Source organism: Burkholderia sp. Tr-20390, from assembly GCF_017104595.1.
In the GTDB taxonomy this organism is placed as follows: Bacteria; Pseudomonadota; Gammaproteobacteria; order Burkholderiales; family Burkholderiaceae; genus Burkholderia.
In genome coordinates this window covers 1-24,590 of the sequence record NZ_JAAGPC010000066.1, presented here as the reverse complement: position 1 = coordinate 24,590, position 24,590 = coordinate 1, and the positions used below count along the sequence as shown (strand labels likewise).

The window sequence follows — 24,590 nt, the reverse complement described above, 5'->3', positions numbered from 1 at the left end:
ACGCGCGCTTCGTCATGCGGGCTGCACGGCTGCTTCGTTCGCATCTGCCGCGTTACCGGCCGCCTCATCGCGCCGCGTGAACACTTCATGCGCGGCGAACAGCGCGTTGAGCGCGGCCGGCATCCCCGCGTACACGGCCATCTGCATGAACACCTCGACGATCTCGTCGCGCGTGCAGCCGACGTTCAGCGCGGCCTCGATATGCACCTTCAGCTGCGGTTGCGCATTGCCGAGCGCGGCCAGCGCCGCGATCGTCGCGATCTCGCGCGCTTTCAGGTCGAGCTGCGGCCGGCTGTAGATGTCGCCGAAACTGAATTCGACCAGGAGCCGCCCGAAGTCCGGCGCGATCGGCGCGAGCGCCGCGATCACGCGCTCGCCCACTTCGCCGTCGATTTCCTTCAGTTTGTTCCAGCCACGCGTGTAGCGGTCTTCAACGAGTCGTTCCATTGTGTCCGTCCTGTTCCGAGAGAGAGTGAGAAGGTCTTGCCCGTCGTGCCATCTCCCGCTCCTGTGCCTCATAGTTCACGATCTTGTCACTGATCACATCGAGGCTCGCCTGCAGCTCCGCGATATGCGCGCGCACTGCCTCGTGATGTGCGACGAGCAGGCTGCGCCGCGCACCGAAGGTCGACTCGCCTTGCGCGCGCAGCGCCGCGAACGCCTGCATCTGCGCGATCGGCATGCCGGTCGCCTTCAGGCGCATCACGAAGGCCAGCCAGTCGAGGTCGGCCGGTGCATAGAGCCGGTGCCCGGCCGCCGTGCGCGAAATCGCGCGCAGCAGGCCGGCCTGCTCGTAGTACCGCAGCGTATGCGTCGACAGGCCGGTCATTTCGGCGACCTGGCCGATCGTCAGCGGGCCGGCGGGGGCAGAGGAAGGTTGGGTTACGGTTTTCGACATGGCAGGAACAAGGTTAGGAGTTAGAGTTCACTCTAAGTCAAGCGCTATCGAACAGCCAGTACGACGATCATCGGCGACACCGTAAAGAATGGTCAAAACCGCCGCCCGGCGCAGGTTTTGGTCTTTACAGCACCGCAAGCCTTCAGCAAGATTCGGTCAGCCTGTCTTAAAAAGGGCACGCATTTGTCCTATGCTTAACGGCGACGCCCGGCCGGGCGTCACGCCGCCGTCCGTTGCAACAGCCATTCATCCGTCAGAACCAGGGAGCCTTTGCCATGCTGAAAAAGCTGCTGATGCTGTTCGTCGCGCTGTCGCTGTCGCTCGCCGCAGGCCTTGCCGCGGCCGTCGAAGTCAACACGGCTGACCAGGCCGCGCTCGAGTCCGTGAAGGGTCTCGGGCCCGTGAAGTCGAAGGCGATCATCGACGAACGCACCAAGAACGGCCCGTTCAAGGACGCGGACGATCTCGCTAATCGCGTCAAGGGCCTCGGCACGAAGTCGGTCGGGCATCTCGAGGAAAACGGCCTGACGATCGGTGGCGCATCGACGCCGCCGAAGGGCGTGAAGCTGTCGAAGCCGGCCGCGACGACATCGGCTACGACGTCGGCAGGCACGGCGTCGCCGTCCACGACCGCGACGGCCGGCACGACGGCCACCGCGCCGGCACCGGCGGCAAGCGCGCCGGATACGGCGAAGCCGGCCAAGGCCAAGCGCATGACGAAGAAGGAAAAAGCAGCCGCAGCAGCGGCGGCATCCGCCGATGCGGGTGCGAGCGCACCGGCCGCAGCGTCGTCGGCAAAAGCGACGAAGGGTTCGAAGAAGAAAAGCAAGAAGGACAAGGCAGCCTCCGCCGCCGCGGCGTCGGGCGCCTGATGTGCGCCGCGCGCGCGACGGCGTGCGCGCGGCATTCGTTCAACGGGCGCCCACGGCGTGGCGCCCTTATCGGTAAAGGTGAAGAACCATGGGTCTCCTCGACATCGTTGGCGGTCTGCTCGGCGGCCAGGCCGGCGGCAACTCGCAAAGCGCGCTGATCACGACCGCGCTCGAATTCATCAACAACCAGCCGGGCGGCCTGAATGGCCTGATCGAGAAGTTCAAGGCCGGCGGCGCCGGCGACATCATCGGCTCGTGGGTCGGCACCGGCCAGAACCAGCCGATCTCGCCGGACACACTGCAGAACGTGCTCGGCTCGGACGCGATCGGTGCGCTCGCGAGCAAGTTCGGTGTCGATCCGTCGATGGCCTCGACCGTCCTCGCGCAGGTGCTGCCGCACGTCGTCAACCATGCGACGCCGGACGGTGCAGTGCCGGCCGATGGCCAGGCACAGGTCGACCCGTCGAATGTGCTCGGCTCGCTGTCGCAGATCGCCGGCATGTTCGGCGGCAACAAGCAGGGCTGACGCGCTGCGTCGTTGCGACGCGCCATAAACAAACACCCCGCCGAGGCGGGGTGTTTGTTTATGCGCGCCCGGCGCGAACCGGGCGGCGGCCGAAGGCCTGCGATCAGTGAACGACGCGGTCGAACACGAACTGGCCGTCGTTGACGTCGACCGGGATCACGTCCTTCGGACCGAAGCGGCCCGCGAGGATGAGCTTCGCGACCGGGTTCTCGATCTCCTGCTGGATCGCGCGCTTCAGCGGCCGCGCACCGAACACCGGGTCGTAGCCGACCTTCGCGATCTGTTCGAGCGCCGCCGGCGACACGTCGAGCGCCATGTCGAGCTTCGCGAGCCGGTCGTGCAGGCGTGCGAGCTGGATCTTCGCGATCGACTCGATGTTGCTGCGGTCGAGCGCATGGAACACGACGACGTCGTCGATCCGGTTCAGGAACTCGGGGCGGAAATGCTGCTTCACCTCGAGCCACACGGCGTCCTTGATCTCTTCCTGCGGCGCACCCGTCATCGCCTGGATGACCTGCGAGCCGAGGTTCGACGTCATCACGATCACCGTGTTCTTGAAGTCGACCGTGCGTCCCTGCCCGTCCGTCATGCGGCCGTCGTCGAGCACCTGCAGCAGCACGTTGAACACGTCCGGATGCGCCTTCTCGATCTCGTCGAGCAGGATCACGCTGTACGGCTTGCGGCGCACGGCTTCCGTCAGGTAGCCGCCTTCCTCGTAGCCGACATAGCCCGGCGGCGCGCCGATCAACCGCGCGACGCTGTGCTTCTCCATGAACTCGCTCATGTCGATGCGGATCAGGTGCTCTTCCGAGTCGAACAGGAACGATGCCAGCGCCTTGCACAGCTCGGTCTTGCCGACACCGGTCGGGCCGAGGAACAGGAACGAGCCGTACGGACGGTTCGGATCGGCGAGACCGGCGCGCGAACGACGGATCGCGTCGGCCACCGCGCTGATCGCCTCGTCCTGGCCGACCACGCGCTCGTGCAGCTTTTCCTCGATGTGCAGCAGCTTCTCGCGTTCGCCCTGCATCATCCGCGACACCGGAATCCCGGTCGAACGCGACACGACTTCCGCGATTTCCTCGGCGCCAACCTGCGTGCGCAACAGGCGCGGCCGCGTCGGGTTGTGCTGCTCCTGCTCTTCGGCCTGCGTGACCTGCTTCAGCTGCGCCTCGAGCTGCGGCAGCTTGCCGTACTGCAGCTCGGCAACCTTCTCCAGCTTGCCGTCACGCTGCAGCCGCGCGATGTCCGCCCGCACCTTCTCGATCTCTTCCTTCAGCTGCGCGCTGCCCTGCACCGCGGCCTTCTCGGCGGTCCAGATTTCCTCGAGGTCCGCATATTCGCGGCCGAGACGCTCGATCTCTTCCTCGATCAGCTGCAGGCGCTTCTGCGACGCTTCGTCCTGCTCCTTCTTCACGGCTTCGCGTTCGATCTTCAGCTGGATCAGGCGGCGGTCGAGCTTGTCCATCTCTTCGGGCTTCGAATCGATTTCCATCTTGATCTTCGAAGCCGCTTCGTCGATCAGGTCGATGGCCTTGTCCGGCAGGAAACGGTCGGTGATGTAGCGGTGCGACAGCTCGGCCGCGGCGACGATCGCCGGGTCGGTGATGTCCACACCGTGGTGCAGTTCGTACTTCTCCTGCAGCCCGCGCAGGATCGCGATCGTCGCCTCGACGCTCGGCTCGTCGACGAGCACCTTCTGGAAGCGGCGCTCGAGCGCGGCATCCTTCTCGATGTACTTGCGGTATTCGTCGAGCGTGGTCGCGCCGATGCAGTGCAGCTCGCCGCGCGACAGCGCCGGCTTCAGCATGTTGCCCGCATCCATCGCGCCTTCGGCCTTGCCCGCGCCGACCATCGTGTGGATTTCGTCGATGAAGACGATTGTCTGGCCTTCGTCCTTCGCGATGTCGTTGAGCACCGCCTTCAGGCGCTCCTCGAATTCGCCGCGATATTTCGCGCCGGCGAGCAGTGCGGCCATGTCGAGCGACAGCACGCGCTTGCCCTTCAGCGTCTCGGGCACTTCGCCGTTGACGATCCGCTGCGCGAGCCCTTCGACGATCGCCGTCTTGCCGACGCCCGGCTCGCCGATCAGCACCGGGTTGTTCTTGGTGCGGCGCTGCAGGATCTGGATCGAACGGCGGATTTCGTCGTCGCGGCCGATCACCGGATCGAGCTTGCCCGCACGGGCGCGCTCGGTCAGGTCGACCGTGTATTTCTTCAGCGCCTCGCGCTGGCTTTCCGCGTCCTGGCTGTGCACCTGCGAGCCGCCGCGCACCGCGGCGATCGCGGCTTCGAGCGCCTTGCGCGTGAGGCCGTGCTGGCGGGCGAGCTTGCCGGCATCGCCCTTGTCGTCGGACACGGCGAGCAGGAACATCTCGCTCGCGATGAACGTGTCGTTGAGCTTCTGCGCTTCCTTGTCGGCCTGGTTCAGCAGCCCGGCCAGTTCACGGCCGATCTGGATGTCGCCGCCCGTGCCCGTCACTTGCGGCAGGCGCGAGATGGCCTCGTTCAGCGCGCCTTGCAGCGCCTGAATGTGAACGCCCGCGCGCGACATCAGCGAGCGGGCGGAACCGTCCTGCTGCGCGACCAGCGCCGCGAGAACGTGAACGGGTTCGATGTATTGATTGTCGCGGCCTGCCGCGAGGCTTTGCGCGTCCGCGAGTGCTTCCTGGAACTTGGTGGTGAGCTTGTCGATTCTCATTTAGTCGAGACCTCCAATTTTCGATTACCACCAAGATGAGGATGGTTATGCGGCTTTCAAGCGAAATTCGGGTTGATTCAGCGCAAAAATCGATGGATATCCTTGAAGCGGCCCCGGCACGGGCCACGGCCGGATCGAGACGCGCGGCGAGCGCGTATCAGCCGGCCGTCGACGGCGGCTCGACGGACGCTGGTGCGTCTTCCGGCAAAGGCTCGGCGCGCAGGCGCACGACCGGGTGGATGCCGAGCAACGCGGCGAGCGGCGAAGCGGGCTCGATCAGTTCGCCGAGCGTGTGACGGTCGAGTTCGGCGAAAAATGCATCGCGCGCGGCCGCCAGCACGCCCTTCAGCCGGCAATGCGGCTCGATCACGCAGCCGCGCGATTCGCCCTCGGCCGAAAAGCAGCCGACCAGCGCGAAATCGCTCTCGGTCGCACGCACGACCTCGCCGACGGTCAGTTGCAACGATTCCGGGAACAGCCGCAGCCCGCCATTGCGACCGCGGACGGTGTCGACCCACCCCAGCTCGCCGAGCTGCTGCACGACTTTCATCAGATGGTTCTTCGAGATGCCGTAGGCGTCCGAGATCTCCTGGATCGTAGCGAGCCCCTCGCCGCGCACGGCAAGGTACAGCATCACGCGCAGCGAATAGTCGGTGTAGTCGGTGAGTCTCATGGGCGAATACGGAAAAAATCGATCGTGCCCCGATGACGTGAGCCGGGCCGACCGGGATGCGCACGAGGCCGGCTGACGGCCCTGCTCCGCGGCCCCGGGTTGCCGGGATGGCGCGCGCGCAATAAGATGCGTGACACTTACACGTTTTTCAGGGGTGTTGGACGCTATTTTGCGTCAAAATTCGGCCGGTGTCCTACTCGATGCCCGCGCCGCCCCTGTCGTTGCCTATTTCTGCCGGCCCTTTTGCCATGACCGTCCTGCCCGCCTCGCCCGAAACCGCACCGGCCCGCCCACGCGACACCGAGCCGACCGAAGCGAACATCCGCGATCTCGTCTACGCGTTCTACGACCGCGTGCGCGCCGATCCGCTGCTCGGGCCCGTGTTCGACGCGAAGCTGGCCGGCCGCTGGGACGACCACCTGCCGAAGATGGTCACGTTCTGGTCGAGCCTCGTGCTCGGCACCAAGGGCTATCGCGGCAACGTGCAGCAGGCGCACCAGCCGCTCGACGGGATCGAGCCGGCCCATTTCAGCCGCTGGCTGTCGCTGTTCCTGAAGACCGTCGAGGCGCGCTACGCGCCGCCCGCGGCGATCCGCTTCATGGAGCCGGCGCTGCGGATCGCGCAGAGCCTCCAGTTGAGCCGGTTCGGCTGGGACTACCCGATTCCGCCCGAGCAGCAGGCGCTGCTCGACGCGATCGCGCCGCGCCGTCGCGATGCAGGCGACGATCCGCACGCGTTGCCGTCGCGTGCCCGCGGTGAGCCGTTTCCGATGAAGATCATCGGGCGCAGCGGCGATCCGGACGCGTAACGGGCAGCCGTCACGCGCGACGCTTGGCGCGCATGCGGCATAGCGCCGCATTACCCTGGCGCCACGCTCAGCGCCGTGTGTTCCCCGATTCGATGCCCCAGCGCGCGAGCGCGGCATCGTCGGTGCTGCGCGCATCGACCCAGCGCTCGCCATCCGGCGTCGTTTCCTTCTTCCAGAACGGCGCTTCGGTCTTCAGGTAGTCCATCACGAACTCGCACGACGCGAACGCATCGCCGCGGTGCGACGCCACCGTTGCGACCATTACGATCTGGTCGAGCGGCAGGAGCCGGCCGACACGATGCACGATCGCGACGTCGATGCCCGGCCAGCGCCGGCCGGCCTCGGCGGCAATCTTCTCGAGCGCCTTCTCGGTCATCCCCGGATAGTGCTCGAGCTCCATCGCGGCCACCGAATCGCCTTCGTTCAGGTCGCGCACCGTGCCGACGAAGCACGCGACCGCGCCGATCTTCGGGTTGCGCGCACGCAACGCCGCGACCTCGGCGTTCAGGTCGAAGTCGTCGGTCTGGATTCGTACCGTTGCCATCGCCGGCGCCTCACCCGCCCGTCACCGGCGGAAAGAACGCGACTTCGCAGCCTTCGGTGAGCCGCGTGTCGGGATCGGTCATTTCGTGATTGCACGCCATGCGCAGTGCGCGCCCTTCCGAGAGTGTCTCGGCCCACGCACCGCCGCGCACGCGCAGCCACGCGCGCACGTCGCCCACGGTCGTGACGCTGTCCGGCACGTCGGCCTGCTCGTCGGCGACACCCAGTGCCTCGCGCACGCTTGCAAAAAATTTCAGTTGAATCTTCATGGTTCGGGAAGCCGTCGCGTTACGACAGCAGTTCGGAAAACGGAATGAAACGCACGGTCTCGCCGGCGCTGATCGCGTGCTGCGGCGGATTGTCGATCAGGCCATCGCCCCACACCGTCGACGTCAGCACCGCCGAGCTCTGGTTCGGGAACAGGTCGAGGCCGCCGGCCGCGTTGACGCGCGCACGCAGGAATTCGTTGCGCCGGTCGCCCTTGTTTTGCGAAAAGTCGGCACGCAGCGACAGCGCGCGCGGCGCGACATCGCGCACGCCGGACAGGCGCAGCAGGAACGGCCGCACGAACAGCAGGAACGTGACGAAGCTCGATACCGGGTTGCCGGGCAGTCCGATGAAGTGCGCGTCAGGGCGATCGTCGCCGCGGCGCACCGCGCCGTACGCAAGCGGCTTGCCGGGCTTCATCGCGATCTGCCACAGCGCGAGCCGCCCTTCGGCCTCGACGGCCGGCTTCACGTGATCCTCGTCGCCAACCGACACGCCGCCGCTCGTCAGGATCACGTCGTGATCGCGTGCAGCCTCGCGCAGCGTGTCGCGCGTCGCGGCGAGCGAATCGGGCACGATCCCGTAGTCGGTCACGTGGCAGCCGAGCCGCTCCAGCAGCCCGCGCAGCGTGAAGCGGTTCGAATTGTAGATCGCGCCGGGCTTCAGCGGCTCGCCCGGCATCGTCAGTTCGTCGCCGGTGAAGAACACCGCGACGCGAATCCGCCGCGCAACCGGCAATTGCGCGCAGCCGACCGACGCGGCCAGGCCGAGCGCCTGCGGCGTGAGCCGCGTGCCGGCGGGCAGGATCACCGAGCCCTGCCGGATATCCGCGCCCTGCGCGGTGATCCATTCACCGGCCTTCGGCGTGTGCAGGATCTCGACTGCATCGCCGTCGGCCGACGTCTGTTCCTGCATCACGACGGCGTCGGCGCCGGGCGGCACCGTCGCGCCGGTGAAGATCCGCGCGGCCGTGCCGGCAGCAAGCGGCGCGGCCGGATGACCGGCCGGAATGCGCTGCGACACCGGCAAGCGCCGCTCGCCATGCAGCAGGTCGGCGACGCGCACCGCATAGCCGTCCATCGCGCTCGTATGCATCGGCGGCACGTCGAGCGGCGAGCTCACGTCGGCCGTCAGCACGCGGCCGAGCGCGTCGAGCGTGGCGACGGTTTCGGCGCCGGGCAACGGCTTCGCGGCATCGAGCAGCGCGGCGAGTGCCTCGGCGGTCGACAGCATCGGCGCGCGCGGCGCCGCGGGATTCGGGTTCGACATCGATGGAATCGGGGATCGTTGGATTCAATACGTCATTGTAGCGACGCCGTCGCGCGGGCGCGCGATATGGCCGACATGCGGAAACTGTGATTCGCGCGAGCACGCCGGTCTGACACTTGTTTCGGTGTAGCGCGTCGATAGCCGCGCGGCACCGTCAAACGAAACGGCCGGAACCCCGATCCGTTCGACGAATCGGCGTTCCGGCCGTCCCGCTCAACCGGGCCCGCAGGCCCGGCCGTGCGTCATGCGCCCGTATGGGCGGCGATGAAGTCCTTCACCTGCTGCGCGTCGGCCTTCACGACCTCGAAACGCTGCGGCAGCGCCTCGAGACCGTCGAATGCGGCCGGCCGCTCGGCTTCGCGATCGAGTGCTTCGCGAATCGTCTCGCCGAACTTGATCGGCTGCGCCGTCTCGAGCACGACCATCGGCACGCCCGCGTCGAGATGCTCGCGCGCGACTTTCACGCCGTCGGCCGTATGCGTGTCGATCATCGTGTCATAGCGCGAGAACACGTCGCGGATCGTCGCGATGCGATCCGCGTGGCTGCTGCGGCCCGACACGAAACCGAACTCGGCGACGCGCGAGAAATCGCCGCTCGCCGCGAGATCGAAGCCGCCCTTCTCCTCGACGTCGCGGAACAGCTGCATCACGCGCGCCGGATCGCGGCCGAGCAGGTCGAACACGAAGCGCTCGAAGTTCGACGCCTTCGAGATGTCCATGCTCGGGCTGCTCGTGTGATAGGTGTTCTCGGCGCTGCGCACGCGATACGCGCCCGTGCGGAAGAACTCGTCGAGCACGTCGTTCTCGTTGGTCGCGACCACGAGCTTCGCGATCGGCAACCCCATCATCCGCGCGATGTGGCCTGCGCAGACATTACCGAAGTTGCCCGACGGCACCGTGAACGACACGCGCTCGTCATTCGACCGGGTCGCCGCGAAGTAACCCTTGAAGTAGTACACGACCTGCGCGACGACACGTGCCCAGTTGATCGAGTTGACCGTGCCGATCTTCTGCTGTGCCTTGAACGCGTGATCGTTCGACACGGCCTTCACGATGTCCTGGCAATCGTCGAACACGCCTTCGACCGCGAGGTTGAAGATGTTCGGATCCTGCAGGCTGAACATCTGGGCCGTCTGGAACGCGCTCATCTTCTTGTGCGGCGACAGCATGAACACGCGCACGCCGGCCTTGCCGCGCATCGCGTATTCGGCCGCGCTGCCCGTGTCGCCGGACGTCGCGCCGAGAATGTTCAGCGACTGCCCGTGCTTCGCGAGCGTGTACTCGAACAGGTTGCCGAGCAACTGCATCGCCATGTCCTTGAACGCGAGCGTCGGGCCGTTCGACAGTTCGAGCAGCGAGATCGGCGCGCCGTTCTCGGTACCGAGCGTCTTCAGCGGCGTGATGTCGGACGCGTTCTCGCCATGGCGCGTGTTGCGGTACACGTCGGCCGTGTACGTGCGGCGCGTGATCGCGCGCAGGTCGTCGGCCGGCACGTCGTCGCAGAACTTCGACAGGATCTCGAACGCGAGATCCGCGTACGACAGCGTGCGCCAGAGTGCGAGCTCGTCGGCGGACACCGTCGGATACTCGGCCGGCAGGTAGAGCCCGCCGTCCTTCGCGAGACCGCCGAGCAGGATGTCGGAGAACGTGTGGCGCTCGCCGATGCCGGCGCCGCGCGTGGAGATGTAGTTCATGTCGTCCTCAGCTCAGTTCAGCGCTTCCATGCGCAGCTTCGTCACCTTCGAGACCACCGTCGCCAGGCTCTCGATCTGCGCGATCGCCGCATTCACGTTCTTCTCGACCGTGACGTGCGTGATCAGGATGATGTCGGTTTCGCCCTTCGCGTCGTCGACCTGCTCCGACTCCTTCTGCAGCAACGCGTCGATCGAGATGCCCGATTCGGCGAGGATGCGCGTGATCGCGGCCAGCACGCCGGTCTGGTCGGCAACGCGCAGGCGCAGGTAGTAGCCGCTCGTCACTTCCTCGATCGGCAAGATCGGCGTGTTCGACAGGCTGTCGGGCTGGAACGCGAGGTGCGGCACGCGATGCTCCGGGTCCGCCGTGTGCAGGCGCGTGACGTCGACGAGATCGGCGACCACGGCCGATGCGGTCGGCTCCGCGCCCGCGCCCTTGCCGTAGTACAGCGTCGTGCCGACCGCGTCGCCGTGCACGACGACCGCGTTCATCGCGCCTTCGACGTTCGCGAGCAGGCGCTTCTCCGGGATCAGCGTCGGGTGCACGCGCAGCTCGATGCCGTTTTCGGCGCGGCGCGTGATGCCGAGCAGCTTGATCCGGTAGCCGAGTTCTTCCGCGTAGCGGATGTCGGTCGCGTCGAGCTTGCTGATGCCCTCGACGTACGCGCGCTCGAACTGCACCGGCACGCCGAACGCGATCGCGCTCATGATCGTCGCCTTGTGCGCGGCGTCGACGCCTTCGATGTCGAAGGTCGGATCGGCTTCCGCGTAGCCGAGCTCCTGCGCGGCCTTCAGCGCGGTCGCGAAGTCGAGCCCGCGATCGCGCATTTCCGACAGGATGTAGTTGGTCGTGCCGTTGATGATGCCCGCGATGTACTGGATGCGGTTCGCGGTCAGGCCTTCGCGCAGCGCCTTGATGATCGGGATGCCGCCGGCGACGGCCGCCTCGAACGCGACCATCACGCCCTTCGCGCGCGCGGCCTCGAAGATCTCGGTGCCGTGCACCGCGAGCAGCGCCTTGTTGGCCGTCACGACGTGCTTGCCGTTCGCGATCGCGCGCAGCACGAGCTCGCGCGCGATGCCCGTGCCGCCGATCATCTCGGCGATGATCGCGATCGACGGATCATCGACGACCGAATTGAAATCGTCGGTGATCTGCGCGGCGCCGGCGTCGCCGCCGAGCGCAGCCAGCGCCTTGGCCGGGTTGCGCACCGCAATGCGCGTCACCTCGATGCCGCGCCCCGCGCGTCGCTTGATTTCTTCCTGGTTGCGGCCCAGCACCGTGAAGGTGCCGCTGCCCACCGTGCCGAAGCCCAACAGGCCAACTTTGATCGGTTCCATGCTGCGTGTGATCGAATGAGTAAGTAGTAGTGAGTCCGTGTGGCCGTGCCGCTCAGGCCGAATGGCGCTTGCGGTAGCCGTCGAGGAAGCGTGCGATCCGGTTGATCGAATCGGTCAGGTCGTCGAGGTTCGGCAGGAAGACCACGCGGAAGTGATCCGGCGTCGTCCAGTTGAAGCCCGTGCCCTGTACGAGCAATACGCGCTCCTCGAGCAGCAGGTCGAGAATGAACTGCTGGTCGTTCTGGATCGGATAGAGCTTCGGGTCGAGGCGCGGGAACATGTACAGCGCGGCCTGCGGCTTCACGCAGGTCACGCCCGGGATCGACGTGAGCATGTCGTACGCGAGCTCGCGCTGCTTGTACAGGCGCCCGCTCGGCACGATCAGCTCGTTGATGCTCTGGTAGCCGCCGAGCGCCGTCTGGATCGCGAACTGCCCGGGCACGTTCGCGCACAGGCGCATCGACGACAGGATGCCGAGCCCTTCGAGGTAATCCTTCGCGTGCCGGCGGTTGTCGCCGCCGAGGCCCGACACGGCCATCCAGCCCGCGCGATAGCCGCACGAGCGATAGCTCTTCGACAGGCTGTTGAACGTGACGGTGATCACGTCCTCCGACAGCGAACCCAGGGCCGTGTGCTCGAGGCCGTCGTAGACGATCTTGTCGTACACCTCGTCGGCGAACACGATCAGCCCGTGCTGGCGCGCGATCTCGAGCAGTTCGAGCAGCAATTCGTCCGAATAAAGCGCGCCCGTCGGGTTGTTCGGGTTGATCACGACGAGCGCCTTCGTGTTCGGCGTGATCTTGCGGCGGATGTCGTCGAGATCGGGCATCCACGCGTTCTGCTCGTCGCAGACGTAATGCACCGGCGTGCCGCCCGACAGGCTGACCGCCGCCGTCCACAGCGGGTAGTCGGGCGCGGGCAGCAGCACTTCGTCGCCGTCGTTCAAGAGCGCCTGGGTGGCCATCACGATCAGCTCGGACGCGCCGTTGCCGATGTAGATGTCGTCGAGGCCGACGCCCACGACGCCCTTTTCCTGCGTGTAGTGCATCACGGCCTTGCGCGCCGAGAACACGCCCTTCGAATCCGAATAGCCAGACGACGTCGGCAGGTTGCGGATCATGTCCTGGATGATCTCGTCCGGCGCGTCGAAACCGAACGGCGCGAGGTTGCCGATGTTCAGCTTGATGATGCGGTGGCCTTCTTCCTCGAGGCGCTTCGCGTGCTCGAGCACCGGGCCACGGATGTCGTAGCAGACGTTGAGCAGCTTGTTCGACTTCTGAATCGGTTTCACGACGACACGGTTCCTGGGTTGGCCTTGCGGCCGGGGGACGGGATCAAAACTGGAAAGCGGCCGGTCTGTGCGCGCTGTCTAGACTGGGGAAAAAGCGGGCGGTCGGGCGCGGCTTGTGGCGACGCGCGACGCAAGTGGCGCCCGGGGGCGACCAAAAAGTTATAATTTAGCGGATTTTGGCTGACTTTCGCAATGCACCATAGCCGCGCCGGGCCCGCGCCGTCAGGCGTCCCGTGTGCTCGGGCAAGCGAAACCGGCCATCCGGGCCCGTGTGGCCCTGCGATACATTCCCCCTACGGAACCGCGGAATACCGATTTGAAACTGCACCAGGACACGAGCGGCGCGCTCAACACCGTCACCGGCTACGGCCCCGATTATGTCGACGTCAATCTCGAACGCCATGAAACGAGCGTCATCGTGCTGCCCGGCGCGCCGGTCCAGGCATGGCCCGTGTCGTCGTTCGACGCGCTCGCGCCCGAGCATTTCGCGATGCTGCTCGACCCGACACCCGAACTCGTGATCTTCGGCAGCGGCGCGCGGCTGCGCTTCCCGCACCCGCGGCTCGTCGCGGCGCTCACGGCGAAGCGGATCGGCGTCGAGACGATGGATTTCCAGGCGGCCTGCCGCACCTACAACATCCTGATGGCCGAGGGCCGCAAAGTCGCCGCCGCGCTCTTAATTGAACGTTAATCCCCGATGCGGTAAAACTCGGGCCGGCGCAGCGGGTCGATCCCCCGGATCGGCCCGGCCAGGCCGCCCGCCCCCGGCGCAACCCGCCGGCGGCCCGTCACAATAACCAACAGGCTGAAAATCCATGAACGATACGCCGTCGAGGCTACCGCTCAATCGCATCACGCTCGTCCTCCTCGTCATCGCGCTCGCGATCGTCTGGTTCGCGCCGCTCGGGCTGCGCCACCTGATCCCGAGCGACGAGGGCCGCTATGCGGAAATGGCGCGCGAGATGTTCGTCACCGGCGACTGGATCACGCCGCGCTACAACGGCTACAAGTATTTCGAGAAGCCGCCGCTGCAGACCTGGCTGAACGCGCTCACGTTCGCGTGGTTCGGCATCGGCGAATGGCAGGCGCGCCTCTACACGGCCGTCGCGAGCTTCGCCGGCATCCTGCTGGTCGGCTACACCGGCGCGCGCCTGTTCAACCCGCTGTCGGGCTTCCTCGCCGCCGTCGTGCTCGCGTCGTCGCCGTACTGGAACCTGATGGGCCACTTCAACGCGCTCGACATGGGGCTCGCGTTCTGGATGGCGCTGTCGCTGTGCTCGCTGCTGCTCGCGCAGCGGCCCGGGCTGCGCCCGGCCGCGGCACGCGGCTGGATGTGGGCATGCTGGGCCGCAATGGCGTTCGCGGTGCTGTCGAAGGGCCTCGTCGGCCTGATCCTCCCCGGCGCCGTGCTCGTGCTCTATACGCTGATCGCGCGCGACTGGGCGCTATGGAAGCGCCTGTACCTGGTGAGCGGCCTCGTGATCTTCTTCGCGATCGTCACGCCTTGGTTCGTGCTCGTCCAGCAGCGCAACCCCGAGTTCTTCAACTTCTTCTTCATCGTCCAGCAGTTCCGCCGGTACCTGACCCCGGAGCAGAACCGCCCGGGCCCGCTCTACTACTTCGTGCCCGTGCTGCTGGTCGGCTTCCTGCCGTGGCTGTCGGTCGCGTGGCAGAGCATCCGCCATGCGCTGCGGATGCCGCGCCAGCCGAACGGCTTCTCTCCGATGCTCGTGCTGCTGATCTGGAGCGCATTCATCTTCCTGTTCTTCAGCGCGTCGCATTCGAAGCTGATCTCGTACGTGCTGCCGGTCGCGCCGGCGCTCGCGCTGATCATCGGCGCGTACCTGCCGCTGATCAGCGCCGACCGGTTCCGCCGCCACCTGCTCGGCTACCTCGTGTTCCTCGTCGTCGCGGCGTTCGGGATCATCTTCCTCGCGTACCAGGGCGATGCCCGCACGCCGAACGCGCTGTACCGCGCGTTCCAGATGTGGCTGTACGCGGGCCTCGCGGTCGCGGCCGCGCTGACCCTCGCGGCCGCATGGCTGAACCGCCGCGCGGGCGTGGCCGCCGCGCTCGCGGCCTTCGGCGCCGCCTGGCTCGCGTTCGGCACGATCGGCGGCACCGGTCACGACGAATTCGGCCGCTACAGCTCCGGCGCGCTGCTCGCGCCCACCGTGCGCGCCGAACTGGCGAAACTGCCGGCCGACACGCCGTTCTACTCGATCGAGATGCTCGATCACACGTTCCCGTTCTACATGGGCCACACGACGATCATGGTCCAGCGCCAGGACGAGCTCGCGTTCGGGATCTCGATGGAGCCGAACAAGTGGATTCCGACCGTCGACGAGTGGATCACGCGCTGGAAGCAGGAAACCCATGCGCTCGCGATCATGCCGCCCGGCGAGTACGACAACCTGGTCAAGCAAGGCGTGCCGATGCGCGTGATTGCACGCGACAACCGCCGCGTGATCGTCGAGAAACCGCAATCGTAAGGACGCCCGCTGCATGAATCCCGTTTCGTTCGTCTGCATCATCACCGGCGTGATGCTCAACGCCTGTGCGCAACTTCTGCTGAAAGCCGGCGTCAACGCCGTTGGACACTTCGAATTCAGCCGTGCGAACATTGTCCCGGTCGGCCTGAAGATCGCGACCCAATTGCCGATCATCGGCGGCCTCGGCTGCTACGTGCTGAGCGTCGTGGTCTGGATCGTCGGGCTGTCGCGGGTCGACGTGTCGATCGCGTACCCGATGCTGTCGCTCGGCTACGTCGTCAACGCATTCGCGGCCTGGTACCTGTTCGGCGAAGTGCTGTCGGTCCAGCGGCTCGTCGGCATCGGCATCATCCTGATCGGCGTGCTGGTGCTCGCGCGAAGCTGAGCACGCCCGCCGCGCGCATTAAGCGTCTGCCTACAAAAAATCACGGTGCGATTCCGCCAACCGGTGTTTAATGCCGGTTTCGGCCGGGATCGCCCGACCCTTTTATTACACGCCATTACAGGCCAAAAGCGTACATGAGCCAGACTACCGCTCCGTTTCTGCCGTTCACCCGCCCCGAGATCGATGAGGAAACCATCCAGGGCGTCGTCGACGTGCTGCGCTCGGGCTGGATCACCACCGGCCCGCAGAGCCAGAAATTCGAAGCGGCGCTGTCCGAGTACTGCGGCGGCCGTCCGGTCCGCGCGTTCAATTCGGGCACCTGCACGCTGGAGATCGGCCTGCGCATTGCGGGCGTCGGCCCCGGCGACGAAGTCATCACGACGCCGGCGTCGTGGGTCTCGACCAGCAACGTGATCCTCGAGACGGGCGCGACGCCCGTGTTCGCCGACATCGATCCCGTCACGCGCAACATCGACCTCGACAAGCTCGAGCAGGCGATCACGCCGCGCACGAAGGCGATCATCCCCGTGTTCCTGTCCGGCCTGCCGGTCGACATGGACCGCCTGTACGCCATTGCGCGCGCGCACAAGCTGCGCGTGATCGAGGACGCGGCGCAGGCGTTCGGCTCGACGTGGAACGGCAAGCGCATCGGCGCGATCGGCGACATCGTGTCGTTCAGCTTCCACGCGAACAAGAACCTGACGACGATCGAAGGCGGCGCACTTGTGCTGAACAACGAGGAAGAAGCGACGCTCGCGCAGAAGTACCGGCTGCAGGGCATCACGCGCACGGGCTTCGACGGGATGGACTGCGACGTGCTCGGCGGCAAGTACAACCTGACCGACGTCGCCGCGCGCGTCGGCCTCGGCCAGCTGCCGCACCTCGAACGCTTCACCGCGCAGCGCCGCGCGCTTGCGCGTGCCTACTTCGCCGCCTTCGACGGCAGTGCAGCCGTGAAGCTCGGCGTCGGCCTGCCGATCGCCGAATTCGAGAACGGCAACTGGCACATGTTCCTGATCACGCTGCCGCTCGAGCGCCTGACGATCACCCGCGCCGAGTTCATGGCGCAGATGAAGGAACGCGGCATCGGCACGGGCATCCACTACCCGGCGATCCATCTTTTCACGCTGTACCGTGCACGCGGCTTCAAGGAGGGCATGTTCCCCCACGCCGAACGGTACGGCGCGTCGACCGTCACGCTGCCGCTCTTCACGCAGATGACGGACGGCGACGTGCGTCGCGTGGTCGACGCCATCAACCAGATTTGTGAACAATACGGAAAATAAGCGTACATGAGTCACCTTGAAGCACGCGCCGGGCATCCGGCCGCCGGGCACCTGGACGCCGGCCGGCCCGAAGTATCGGTCATCATCCCCGTGTACAACGAGGAAGACGGCCTCGCTGCGCTGTTCGCGCGGCTGTATCCGGCGCTCGACGCACTCGACACGTCATACGAAGTGATCCTGATCAACGACGGCAGCCGCGACCGCTCGGCCGCGATGCTCGCCGATCAGTTCCACGTCCGTCCCGACACGACGCGCATCGTGCTGCTCAACGGCAACTACGGCCAGCACATGGCGATCCTCGCCGGCTTCGCGCAATCGCGCGGCGAGATCGTCATCACGCTCGACGCCGACCTGCAGAACCCGCCCGAGGAAATCGGCAAGCTGATCGCGAAGATGCGCGAGGGCTACGACTACGTCGGCTCGATCCGCAAGCAGCGCCAGGACAGCCTGTGGCGGCGCAAGGCGTCGCAGATGATGAACCGCCTGCGCGAGCGCATCACGCGCATCAAGATGACCGACCAGGGCTGCATGCTGCGCGCATACAGCCGCCGCATCATCGACACGATCAACGTGTGCGGCGAAGTCAACACGTTCATCCCCGCCCTCGCGTACACGTTCGCGCAGAAACCGACCGAAATCGAGGTCGCGCACGAGGAGCGCTTCGCCGGCGAGTCGAAGTACTCGCTGTACAGCCTGATCCGGCTGAACTTCGACCTCGTGACGGGCTTCTCGGTCGTGCCGCTGCAGTGGCTGTCGTTCATCGGCGTGATCCTGTCGCTCGGCTCCGCCGCGCTGTTCGTGCTGCTGCTCGTGCGACGCTTCATCGTCGGCGCGGAAGTGCAAGGCGTGTTCACGCTGTTCGCCATCACGTTCTTCCTGCTCGGCGTGATCATCTTCGCGCTCGGCCTGCTCGGCGAATACGTCGGCCGCATCTACCAGCAGGTGCGTGCACGGCCGCGCTACCTGATCCAGGCCGTGCTCGAGCAGCACGACGGCGTGCCGCCGGTGCCGGCCGGCGCGAACCGCACGGGTACCGCGCAATGAAGCCGCGCGCAGTCGTCTTCGCGTATCACAACGTCGGCGTGCGCTGCCTGCAGGTGCTGCTCGCGCGCGGCGTCGACGTCGCGCTCGTCGTCACGCACGAGGACAACCCGAACGAGAACATCTGGTTCGGCAGCGTCGCGTCCGTCGCGGCCGAGCACGGCATTCCGGTCGTCACGCCGGCCGATCCCGCCGATCCGGCGCTGCGCCGCGCGGTATCCGACGCGCAGCCGGACTTCATCTTCTCGTTCTACTACCGGCACATGCTGCCGGTGGACCTGCTCGCGATCGCGCCGAAGGGCGCGTACAACATGCACGGGTCGCTGCTGCCGAAATACCGGGGTCGGGTACCGACCAACTGGGCGGTGCTGAACGGCGAAACCGAAACCGGCGCGACGCTGCACGAGATGGCGGCGAAGCCCGACGCCGGCGCGATCATCGGCCAGACCGCGGTGCCGATCCTGCCGGACGACACGGCCACGCAGGTGTTCGACAAGGTCACGGTCGCCGCCGAGCAGACGCTCTGGCGCGTGCTGCCCGCGCTGCTCGCGGGCGAGGCGCCGCACCTGCCGAACGATCTCTCGACCGGCAGCTACTACGGCGGGCGCAAGCCCGAGGACGGCCGCGTCGACTGGTCGAAGCCGGCCGCGCAGGTCTACAACCTGGTGCGCGCGGTCGCGCCCCCCTATCCGGGCGCGTTCACGGACGTCGACGGCACGCGTTTCGTGATCGCGCGCGCGCGCCTGGCGGCGCCCGGCAGCGCGGCGGCGGCCGCCGCGGCAGATTTGCCGCCCGGCCTGCACGTAAGCGATAATGCGCTATTCGGCGTCTGCGGCGACAGCCGCGCCCTATCCATTCTCGAGCTGTGGCAGCAGCGCGACGGCAGCGAAACCGTCGTGACGCCCGCGGAATTCGCGCAGTTCATTCATTCTTCCCGTCATTCATGAAAGCAAAAAAAGTCCTGATCCTGGGTGTGAACGGCTTCATCGGCCATCACCTGTCGAAGCGCATTCTTGAAACCACCGATTGGGAAGTGTTCGGCATGGACATGCAGACCGATCGGCTGGGTGACCTCGTCAACCACGAGCGGATGCATTTCTTCGAAGGCGACATCACGATCAACAAGGAGTGGGTCGAGTATCACGTGAAGAAGTGCGACGTGATCCTGCCGCTCGTCGCGATCGCGACGCCCGCCACCTACGTCCAGCAACCGCTGCGCGTGTTCGAACTCGACTTCGAGGCGAACCTGCCGATCGTGCGTTCGGCCGTCAAGTACGGCAAGCACCTCGTGTTCCCGTCGACCTCCGAGGTCTACGGCATGTGCTCGGACGAGCAGTTCGACCCGGATGCATCGGCCCTCACCTACGGCCCGATCAACAAGCCGCGCTGGATCTACGCGTGCTCGAAGCAGCTGATGGACCGCGTGATCTGGGGCTACGGGATGGAAGGCCTGAACTTCACGCTGTTCCGCCCGTTCAACTGGATCGGCCCAGGCCTCGACTCGATCTACACGCCGAAGGAAGGCAGCTCGCGCGTGGTCACGCAGTTCCTCGGCCACATCGTGCGCGGCGAGAACATCAGCCTCGTCGACGGCGGCTCGCAGAAGCGCGCGTTCACCGACATCGGCGACGGCATCAGCGCGCTGATGAAGATCATCGAGAACAAGGACGGCGTCGCGTCGGGCAAGATCTACAACATCGGGAATCCGAAGAACAATTTCTCGGTTCGCGAACTCGCGCACAAGATGCTCGAACTGGCGGCGGAATTCCCCGAGTACGCCGATTCGGCCAAGCAGGTGAAGCTCGTCGAGACGACGTCCGGCGCCTACTACGGCAACGGCTACCAGGACGTGCAGAACCGCGTGCCGAAGATCGACAACACGATGCAGGAACTCGGCTGGGCGCCGCAAGCGACGTTCGACGACGCACTGCGCAACATCTTCGAAGCGTATCGCGGCCACGTCGCCGACGCACGCGCGCTCGTCGAACAGCAAGGCTGATCGGGACGTTCGCTTGGCTCGCATCGTCCTCAAGATCGACGTCGACACGCTGCGCGGCACGCGCGAAGGCGTGCCGAACCTCGCGCGCATCTTCGACCGCTTCAATGCGCGCGCGACCTTCCTCTTCAGCCTCGGGCCCGATCACACGGGCTGGGCGCTGCGGCGCGTGTTCCGCCCCGGCTTCCTGAAGAAAGTGTCGCGCACGTCGGTGGTCGAGCACTACGGCGTGAAGCAGCTGATGTACGGCGTCCTGCTGCCGGGCCCCGACATCGGCCGCCGCGCGATCGCCGACATGCGCGCGATTCACGAGGCCGGCTTCGAATGCGGGATCCACACGTGGGATCACGTGTACTGGCAGGACAACGTCCGCGCGCGCGATCGCGACTGGACCGCGCGTGAAATGCAGAAGAGTCACGCGCGCTTCATCGAGGTCTTCGGCGCGCCGCCCGTCACGCACGGCGCGGCCGGCTGGCAGATGAACGATTCCGCGTTCGAGCAGATCGACGCATGGGGGATGCGCTACGCATCCGACGGCCGCGGCCATTCGCCGTACCTGCCCGTCGTCAACGGCCGCACGCTGTCGCACGTGCAGATGCCCACCACGTTGCCGACGCTCGACGAAGTGCTCGGCATCGACGGCGTCGACACGCACAACGTCGCCGCGCACATCCTCAAGTTCACCGAAACCAATCCGCACGACCAGGTGTTCACGCTGCATGCGGAACTGGAAGGCCAGAAGCTCGCGCCCGTGTTCGAGCAACTGCTCGCCGGCTGGCGCGCGCAAGGCCATACGTTCGCGACGATGGGCGACTACCACGCGACGCTGGACCGCGACTCGCTGCCATCGTACCCTGTCACGTGGGGCGAAATCCCCGGCCGCTCCGGCGAACTGATCGTCCAGCCCGACTGAGTTCGCACGAGCCGGCGTCGCCGCTGCGCCCTTGCGGCGCGCTGCCGCGACGCCCCGCCGTACCGCGCCGCCGCAGCGGCGCCTTTCCATAACAACAGGAGAAACACGTGTCCGTCGAAGTTGACCGTCAAGTTCCCGATTTCACCGCACCGGCCACGGGCGGCGACATTTCGCTGTCCGACCTGAAGGGCAAGAAACTCGTGCTGTACTTCTATCCGAAGGACAACACGCCAGGCTGCACGACCGAAGGGCTGCAGTTCCGCGATCTCTATCCGAAGTTCAAGAAAGCCGGTGCGGAAGTCATCGGCGTGTCGCGCGACAGCCTGCGCTCGCATGACAATTTCAAGGCAAAGCTCGAACTGCCGTTCCCGCTGATTTCCGATGCCGACGAGGCGCTGTGCGCGCTGTTCGATGTCATCAAGATGAAGAAAATGTATGGCAAGGAAGTGCGCGGAATCGAGCGATCCACGTTCCTGATCGATGCCGACGGCGTGCTTCGCCAGGCATGGCGCGGCATCAAGGTACCGGGTCATGTGGACGACGTGCTAAGTGCTGTACAAGCGCTTTGAGGCGCGTTATATTGGGCCGCAATGAATGCCAGTTCGCCCCATATTTCTCGTAGCTGCGCCGGTGCTCGTTGCGATGCTTGCCGGCACCTGACGCGCATTACGACCGTATCAGCCAAGCCGCATGCCTCTATCGACGAGGCAGCGGCTTTTTTTATGGATTGCGCGCCGGGCCTCGGTCCGGCCCTCACCGCGTCAAGGAGCTGATCGACACTTAGGCGAACCGGCTAGACGAACTTCCTGTGCGCCACCGCGCGCAAACTGCATGCGTCTACGTCACGCAGGATGCGATCAGCGGCGCACGCCATGCGACACGATTCCTCCCGAGGGACACCATGCCTTTGCCTACCCCCCCCAGCAAGCTCGGCAGCCTGCTGCCGCCCGACGAATACAAGGCGAAAGCGCGGCCCGCGAAAGCCGCGAAGAAATCCGCCGAAGGGGACGCATCCACAGCCGGTGACTTTGGTCCGGCGAGCGTGGCCCAACCGATGACCGAAGCCGCGAACACGGCCGCGCCTTTGCGCGCCGTCGCGTCTTCGGCGCAAGATGCCGCGAGCGCACCCGCTCGCGGCCGCAAGACCAAACAGACGGCTGCCCTGCTGCAGCCGATGCCGGCGCCCGCCGAACCCGCGGCACCCGTCGTTGCACGCAACGACAAACCGGCTGCCGACAAACCGGCTGCCGCACCGGCGCGCGATACCGGCGCCGCGACGAAGTCGCGCAGCCGCAAGCCTGCCGAAGCCGAACTGCAGAAACTGTTCGTGCTCGACACCAACGTGCTGATGCACGACCCGAGCAGCCTCTTCCGCTTCGAGGAACACGACGTCTATCTGCCGATGATGACGCTCGAGGAACTCGACAACCACAAGAAGGGGATGTCCGAAGTCGCGCGCAACGCACGCCAGGTCAGCCGCACGCTCGACGCGCTCGTCGCCGATGCCGGCCCGATCACGGCCGGCATCCCGCTGTCGCGCCTCGGCAGCCGCGAGGCGCTCGGCCGCCTGTACTTCCAGACGAAGCTGGCGGACATCGCGCCCGTCGAAGGCTTGCCCGAAGGCAAGGCCGACAACCAGATCCTCGGCGTCGTGCGCGCGCTGCAGCGCGACCGGCCCGATCGTCAGGTCGTGCTGGTGTCGAAAGACATCAACATGCGGATCAAGGCGCACGCGCTCAGCCTGCCCGCGGAAGACTACTTCAACGACCAGGTGCTCGAGGATAAGGACCTCCTGTACAACGGCGTGCGCGAACTGCCGCAGGACTTCTGGACCAAGCATGCGAAGGGCATGGAGAGCTGGCAGGACACGAAGACGGGCACCACGTACTACCGCGTGACCGGCCCGCTCGTCGCGTCGATGCTCGTCAACGAGTTCGTCTATCTCGAGCCGCAGAACGGCGAGCCGACGTTCCATGCGATCGTCCGCGAGCTGAACGGCAAGACGGCGCTGCTGCAGACGCTGCGCGACTACAGCCACCACAAGAACAACGTGTGGGGCATCACCGCGCGCAACCGCGAGCAGAACTTCGCGCTGAACCTGCTGATGAACCCCGAGATCGACTTCGTCACGCTGCTCGGCCAGGCCGGCACCGGCAAGACGCTCGTCGCGCTCGCGGCCGGCCTCGCGCAGGTGCTCGACGACAAGCGCTACAACGAGATCATCGTGACGCGCGCGACCGTGCCGGTCGGCGAGGACATCGGTTTCCTGCCGGGCACCGAGGAAGAGAAGATGCAGCCGTGGATGGGCGCATTCGACGACAACCTCGAAGTGCTGCAGAAGACCGACGACGCTGCGGGCGAATGGGGCCGTGCCGCGACGCAGGAACTGATCCGTTCGCGCCTGAAGGTGAAGAGCATGAACTTCATGCGCGGCCGTACGTTCGTCGACAAGTACCTGATCATCGACGAGGCGCAGAACCTGACGCCGAAGCAGATGAAGACGCTCGTCACGCGCGCCGGCCCGGGCACGAAGATCGTGTGCCTCGGCAACATCGCGCAGATCGACACGCCTTACCTGACCGAAGGCAGCTCGGGCCTCACGTACGTCGTCGACCGCTTCAAGGGCTGGGGCCACAGCGGCCACGTGACGCTCGCGCGCGGCGAACGCTCGCGGCTCGCCGACTACGCGTCGGACATCCTGTAACGCGACAGGCCGGCCCGTCGGCCGGTTTTCGACGCATCGCGGCGCTCCTTTCAGGAGCGCCGTTTTTATTTGGGGTCGAAGACGTAAGTAACGCTTCGTCACGCAACAACGCAGTTTACGCGCGAAACTTCAAGTAAATTCTCAGGAATGGTTGCTTAAGCCCCGCCGGAGCGTCTACCATCGGGTCTGTCTGTTGTCATACGATTCGCGAGTGCGCCGCGCTCGCCCGCCTCGCCATGCTTCGAATTTGGGTCCCCGTCGCCGTCGTTTCCCTGCTTGCGGCCTGCTCCAGCGTGCCGCCGCAGTCGGCCTCGCGCTCCGATTCGGGCATGAGGATCACGACGCCGCGCGCATTCCCCGCCCCCGCCAATTTCCCGAAATTCGTCGATCACAGCGTCGGCCAGGAAGAAATCTCGATCCAGGCGATGAGCCTCGTCGGCGTCCCGTATCGCTGGGGCGGCAACACGCCGACGAGCGGCTTCGACTGCAGCGGGCTCGTGCGCTACGTGATCGGCCGGGCGGCCGACGTGAACCTGCCGCGCACGACGGCCGACATGAGCGGCCGTGGCGTGTCGATCGAGCCCGACCAGATCGCGCCGGGCGACCTGATCTTCTTCAATACGACCGGACGGCCGCATTCGCACGTCGGCATCTATGTCGGCAAGCTGCGCTTCGTCAACGCACCGTCGACGGGCGGCACCGTGCGACTCGACTACCTGACGAACCCGTACTGGGCCAAGCGTTTCGACGGCATTCGCCGCGTCGCGCCGCCGCGTGGGGCGCCAACGCCGTTCGATTCGCCGACCTACGAGGCGAAGCGCGACGAGCCGCGCAGCGCGCCGGCGGCCGCACCGGCCCCGGTGGTCGTGACTGCCGCTGCGCCGCGGCA

General features: G+C 66.2%; 24 protein-coding genes and 1 pseudogene. 14 read left to right on the top strand and 11 right to left on the bottom strand.

The window, feature by feature from the left end; translation table 11 throughout:
* Positions 1–12: 12 nt before the first annotated feature.
* Together G3N98_RS19410 and G3N98_RS19405 are read right to left on the bottom strand one after the other, a co-directional pair.
* The gene (locus G3N98_RS19410) at positions 13–447 is read right to left on the bottom strand and encodes a carboxymuconolactone decarboxylase family protein (RefSeq protein WP_089473012.1); all 435 of its coding nucleotides are present in this window, start codon (positions 445–447) and stop codon (positions 13–15) included.
* Complete coding sequence (locus G3N98_RS19405; RefSeq protein ID WP_089473013.1) at positions 431–898, bottom strand: MerR family transcriptional regulator; 468 nt, start codon at positions 896–898, stop codon at positions 431–433. Before G3N98_RS19405 ends, G3N98_RS19410 begins: the two co-directional genes overlap by 17 nt.
* Positions 899–1,173: 275 nt before the next feature.
* On the opposite strand from G3N98_RS19405, the gene G3N98_RS19400 reads away from it, so the two are divergent.
* Both G3N98_RS19400 and G3N98_RS19395 read left to right on the top strand, forming a co-directional pair.
* Positions 1,174–1,770, top strand: coding sequence for a helix-hairpin-helix domain-containing protein (locus G3N98_RS19400; RefSeq protein ID WP_206148945.1), 597 nt, complete (start codon positions 1,174–1,176; stop codon positions 1,768–1,770).
* 88 nt (positions 1,771–1,858) lie between these two features.
* Positions 1,859–2,296, top strand: a complete 438-nt coding sequence (locus tag G3N98_RS19395; protein WP_069248127.1) for a YidB family protein — start codon at positions 1,859–1,861, stop codon at positions 2,294–2,296.
* A gap of 103 nt (positions 2,297–2,399) precedes the next feature.
* Here G3N98_RS19395 and clpB read toward each other — a convergent pair whose 3' ends face one another.
* Together clpB and G3N98_RS19385 are read right to left on the bottom strand one after the other, a co-directional pair.
* Positions 2,400–4,997, bottom strand: coding sequence for an ATP-dependent chaperone ClpB (gene clpB / locus G3N98_RS19390; protein WP_089425578.1), 2,598 nt, complete (start codon positions 4,995–4,997; stop codon positions 2,400–2,402).
* A gap of 157 nt (positions 4,998–5,154) precedes the next feature.
* Positions 5,155–5,670 (bottom strand): Rrf2 family transcriptional regulator, encoded by a 516-nt coding sequence (locus tag G3N98_RS19385; protein ID WP_089425579.1) that lies wholly within the window; start codon positions 5,668–5,670, stop codon positions 5,155–5,157.
* A gap of 248 nt (positions 5,671–5,918) precedes the next feature.
* Between G3N98_RS19385 and G3N98_RS19380 the strand changes: the two genes are divergently transcribed.
* The gene (locus G3N98_RS19380) at positions 5,919–6,479 is read left to right on the top strand and encodes a group III truncated hemoglobin (protein WP_206148944.1); all 561 of its coding nucleotides are present in this window, start codon (positions 5,919–5,921) and stop codon (positions 6,477–6,479) included.
* A gap of 67 nt (positions 6,480–6,546) precedes the next feature.
* Here G3N98_RS19380 and G3N98_RS19375 read toward each other — a convergent pair whose 3' ends face one another.
* The 6 genes from G3N98_RS19375 to G3N98_RS19350 form a co-directional block, all read right to left on the bottom strand.
* Positions 6,547–7,023 carry a molybdenum cofactor biosynthesis protein MoaE gene (locus G3N98_RS19375; protein ID WP_043188206.1) on the bottom strand — a complete coding sequence of 159 codons (477 nt, stop codon included), beginning with the start codon at positions 7,021–7,023 and terminating at the stop codon, positions 6,547–6,549.
* Positions 7,024–7,033: 10 nt separating this feature from the next.
* Positions 7,034–7,291 carry a molybdopterin converting factor subunit 1 gene (gene moaD / locus G3N98_RS19370; RefSeq protein ID WP_089425581.1) on the bottom strand — a complete coding sequence of 86 codons (258 nt, stop codon included), beginning with the start codon at positions 7,289–7,291 and terminating at the stop codon, positions 7,034–7,036.
* 19 nt (positions 7,292–7,310) lie between these two features.
* On the bottom strand, positions 7,311–8,558 hold the full coding sequence (gene glp, locus G3N98_RS19365; RefSeq protein WP_089473017.1) for a gephyrin-like molybdotransferase Glp: 1,248 nt from the start codon (positions 8,556–8,558) through the stop codon (positions 7,311–7,313).
* Between the two features lie 242 nt (positions 8,559–8,800).
* On the bottom strand, positions 8,801–10,252 hold the full coding sequence (gene thrC, locus G3N98_RS19360) for a threonine synthase (protein WP_206148943.1): 1,452 nt from the start codon (positions 10,250–10,252) through the stop codon (positions 8,801–8,803).
* A 12-nt stretch (positions 10,253–10,264) separates the two neighbouring features.
* A complete protein-coding gene (locus G3N98_RS19355) occupies positions 10,265–11,593 on the bottom strand; it encodes a homoserine dehydrogenase (protein ID WP_174972727.1) in 1,329 nt (442 codons plus the stop codon).
* Positions 11,594–11,645: 52 nt separating this feature from the next.
* Positions 11,646–12,884 (bottom strand): pyridoxal phosphate-dependent aminotransferase, encoded by a 1,239-nt coding sequence (locus tag G3N98_RS19350; protein ID WP_089425584.1) that lies wholly within the window; start codon positions 12,882–12,884, stop codon positions 11,646–11,648.
* A gap of 316 nt (positions 12,885–13,200) precedes the next feature.
* On the opposite strand from G3N98_RS19350, the gene G3N98_RS19345 reads away from it, so the two are divergent.
* From G3N98_RS19345 to G3N98_RS19305, 9 genes are all read left to right on the top strand, one after another.
* Complete coding sequence (locus G3N98_RS19345) at positions 13,201–13,575, top strand: Mth938-like domain-containing protein (protein WP_012328660.1); 375 nt, start codon at positions 13,201–13,203, stop codon at positions 13,573–13,575.
* 124 nt (positions 13,576–13,699) lie between these two features.
* Positions 13,700–15,376 (top strand): glycosyltransferase family 39 protein, encoded by a 1,677-nt coding sequence (locus tag G3N98_RS19340; RefSeq protein ID WP_089473020.1) that lies wholly within the window; start codon positions 13,700–13,702, stop codon positions 15,374–15,376.
* 13 nt (positions 15,377–15,389) lie between these two features.
* Positions 15,390–15,761, top strand: a complete 372-nt coding sequence (locus tag G3N98_RS19335) for an EamA family transporter (RefSeq protein ID WP_089473021.1) — start codon at positions 15,390–15,392, stop codon at positions 15,759–15,761.
* 134 nt (positions 15,762–15,895) lie between these two features.
* On the top strand, positions 15,896–17,047 hold the full coding sequence (locus G3N98_RS19330) for a DegT/DnrJ/EryC1/StrS aminotransferase family protein (RefSeq protein ID WP_089473022.1): 1,152 nt from the start codon (positions 15,896–15,898) through the stop codon (positions 17,045–17,047).
* Positions 17,048–17,053: 6 nt separating this feature from the next.
* A complete protein-coding gene (locus tag G3N98_RS19325) occupies positions 17,054–18,091 on the top strand; it encodes a glycosyltransferase (RefSeq protein ID WP_089425587.1) in 1,038 nt (345 codons plus the stop codon).
* Positions 18,088–19,035 carry a formyltransferase gene (locus G3N98_RS19320; protein WP_089425588.1) on the top strand — a complete coding sequence of 316 codons (948 nt, stop codon included), beginning with the start codon at positions 18,088–18,090 and terminating at the stop codon, positions 19,033–19,035. Before G3N98_RS19325 ends, G3N98_RS19320 begins: the two co-directional genes overlap by 4 nt.
* Complete coding sequence (locus G3N98_RS19315; protein WP_006482864.1) at positions 19,032–20,087, top strand: bifunctional UDP-4-keto-pentose/UDP-xylose synthase; 1,056 nt, start codon at positions 19,032–19,034, stop codon at positions 20,085–20,087. The genes G3N98_RS19320 and G3N98_RS19315 overlap by 4 nt, the downstream gene beginning before the upstream one ends.
* Positions 20,088–20,100: 13 nt before the next feature.
* Positions 20,101–20,997: a polysaccharide deacetylase family protein gene (locus G3N98_RS19310; RefSeq protein WP_089425589.1), complete on the top strand. Its 897-nt coding sequence runs from the start codon at positions 20,101–20,103 to the stop codon at positions 20,995–20,997.
* A 107-nt stretch (positions 20,998–21,104) separates the two neighbouring features.
* The gene (locus G3N98_RS19305; RefSeq protein ID WP_006756046.1) at positions 21,105–21,566 is read left to right on the top strand and encodes a peroxiredoxin; all 462 of its coding nucleotides are present in this window, start codon (positions 21,105–21,107) and stop codon (positions 21,564–21,566) included.
* Between the two features lie 192 nt (positions 21,567–21,758).
* Here G3N98_RS19305 and G3N98_RS40350 read toward each other — a convergent pair.
* Positions 21,759–22,003: pseudogene (locus tag G3N98_RS40350) on the bottom strand (hypothetical protein); the annotation flags it as partial.
* Here G3N98_RS40350 and G3N98_RS19300 point away from each other — a divergent pair.
* Complete coding sequence (locus tag G3N98_RS19300; RefSeq protein WP_089425590.1) at positions 21,899–23,701, top strand: PhoH family protein; 1,803 nt, start codon at positions 21,899–21,901, stop codon at positions 23,699–23,701. The pseudogene G3N98_RS40350 and the gene G3N98_RS19300 overlap by 105 nt on opposite strands.
* A gap of 236 nt (positions 23,702–23,937) precedes the next feature.
* The coding region (locus tag G3N98_RS19295; protein ID WP_206148942.1) for a C40 family peptidase at positions 23,938–24,590 on the top strand (653 nt) is incomplete at its 3' end.

Excerpts from the sequence above, each read along its gene's own strand:
- G3N98_RS19410 (WP_089473012.1), bottom strand. The coding sequence starts at position 447 with ATGGAACGACTCGTTGAAGACCGCTACACGCGTGGCTGGAACAAACTG.
- G3N98_RS19405 (WP_089473013.1), bottom strand. The coding sequence starts at position 898 with ATGTCGAAAACCGTAACCCAACCTTCCTCTGCCCCCGCCGGCCCGCTG.
- G3N98_RS19400 (WP_206148945.1), top strand. The coding sequence starts at position 1,174 with ATGCTGAAAAAGCTGCTGATGCTGTTCGTCGCGCTGTCGCTGTCGCTC.
- G3N98_RS19395 (WP_069248127.1), top strand. The coding sequence starts at position 1,859 with ATGGGTCTCCTCGACATCGTTGGCGGTCTGCTCGGCGGCCAGGCCGGC.
- clpB (WP_089425578.1), bottom strand. The coding sequence starts at position 4,997 with ATGAGAATCGACAAGCTCACCACCAAGTTCCAGGAAGCACTCGCGGAC.
- G3N98_RS19385 (WP_089425579.1), bottom strand. The coding sequence starts at position 5,670 with ATGAGACTCACCGACTACACCGACTATTCGCTGCGCGTGATGCTGTAC.
- G3N98_RS19380 (WP_206148944.1), top strand. The coding sequence starts at position 5,919 with ATGACCGTCCTGCCCGCCTCGCCCGAAACCGCACCGGCCCGCCCACGC.
- G3N98_RS19375 (WP_043188206.1), bottom strand. The coding sequence starts at position 7,023 with ATGGCAACGGTACGAATCCAGACCGACGACTTCGACCTGAACGCCGAG.
- moaD (WP_089425581.1), bottom strand. The coding sequence starts at position 7,291 with ATGAAGATTCAACTGAAATTTTTTGCAAGCGTGCGCGAGGCACTGGGT.
- glp (WP_089473017.1), bottom strand. The coding sequence starts at position 8,558 with ATGTCGAACCCGAATCCCGCGGCGCCGCGCGCGCCGATGCTGTCGACC.
- thrC (WP_206148943.1), bottom strand. The coding sequence starts at position 10,252 with ATGAACTACATCTCCACGCGCGGCGCCGGCATCGGCGAGCGCCACACG.
- G3N98_RS19355 (WP_174972727.1), bottom strand. The coding sequence starts at position 11,593 with ATGGAACCGATCAAAGTTGGCCTGTTGGGCTTCGGCACGGTGGGCAGC.
- G3N98_RS19340 (WP_089473020.1), top strand. The coding sequence starts at position 13,700 with ATGAACGATACGCCGTCGAGGCTACCGCTCAATCGCATCACGCTCGTC.
- G3N98_RS19335 (WP_089473021.1), top strand. The coding sequence starts at position 15,390 with ATGAATCCCGTTTCGTTCGTCTGCATCATCACCGGCGTGATGCTCAAC.
- G3N98_RS19330 (WP_089473022.1), top strand. The coding sequence starts at position 15,896 with ATGAGCCAGACTACCGCTCCGTTTCTGCCGTTCACCCGCCCCGAGATC.
- G3N98_RS19325 (WP_089425587.1), top strand. The coding sequence starts at position 17,054 with ATGAGTCACCTTGAAGCACGCGCCGGGCATCCGGCCGCCGGGCACCTG.
- G3N98_RS19320 (WP_089425588.1), top strand. The coding sequence starts at position 18,088 with ATGAAGCCGCGCGCAGTCGTCTTCGCGTATCACAACGTCGGCGTGCGC.
- G3N98_RS19315 (WP_006482864.1), top strand. The coding sequence starts at position 19,032 with ATGAAAGCAAAAAAAGTCCTGATCCTGGGTGTGAACGGCTTCATCGGC.
- G3N98_RS19300 (WP_089425590.1), top strand. The coding sequence starts at position 21,899 with ATGCCTTTGCCTACCCCCCCCAGCAAGCTCGGCAGCCTGCTGCCGCCC.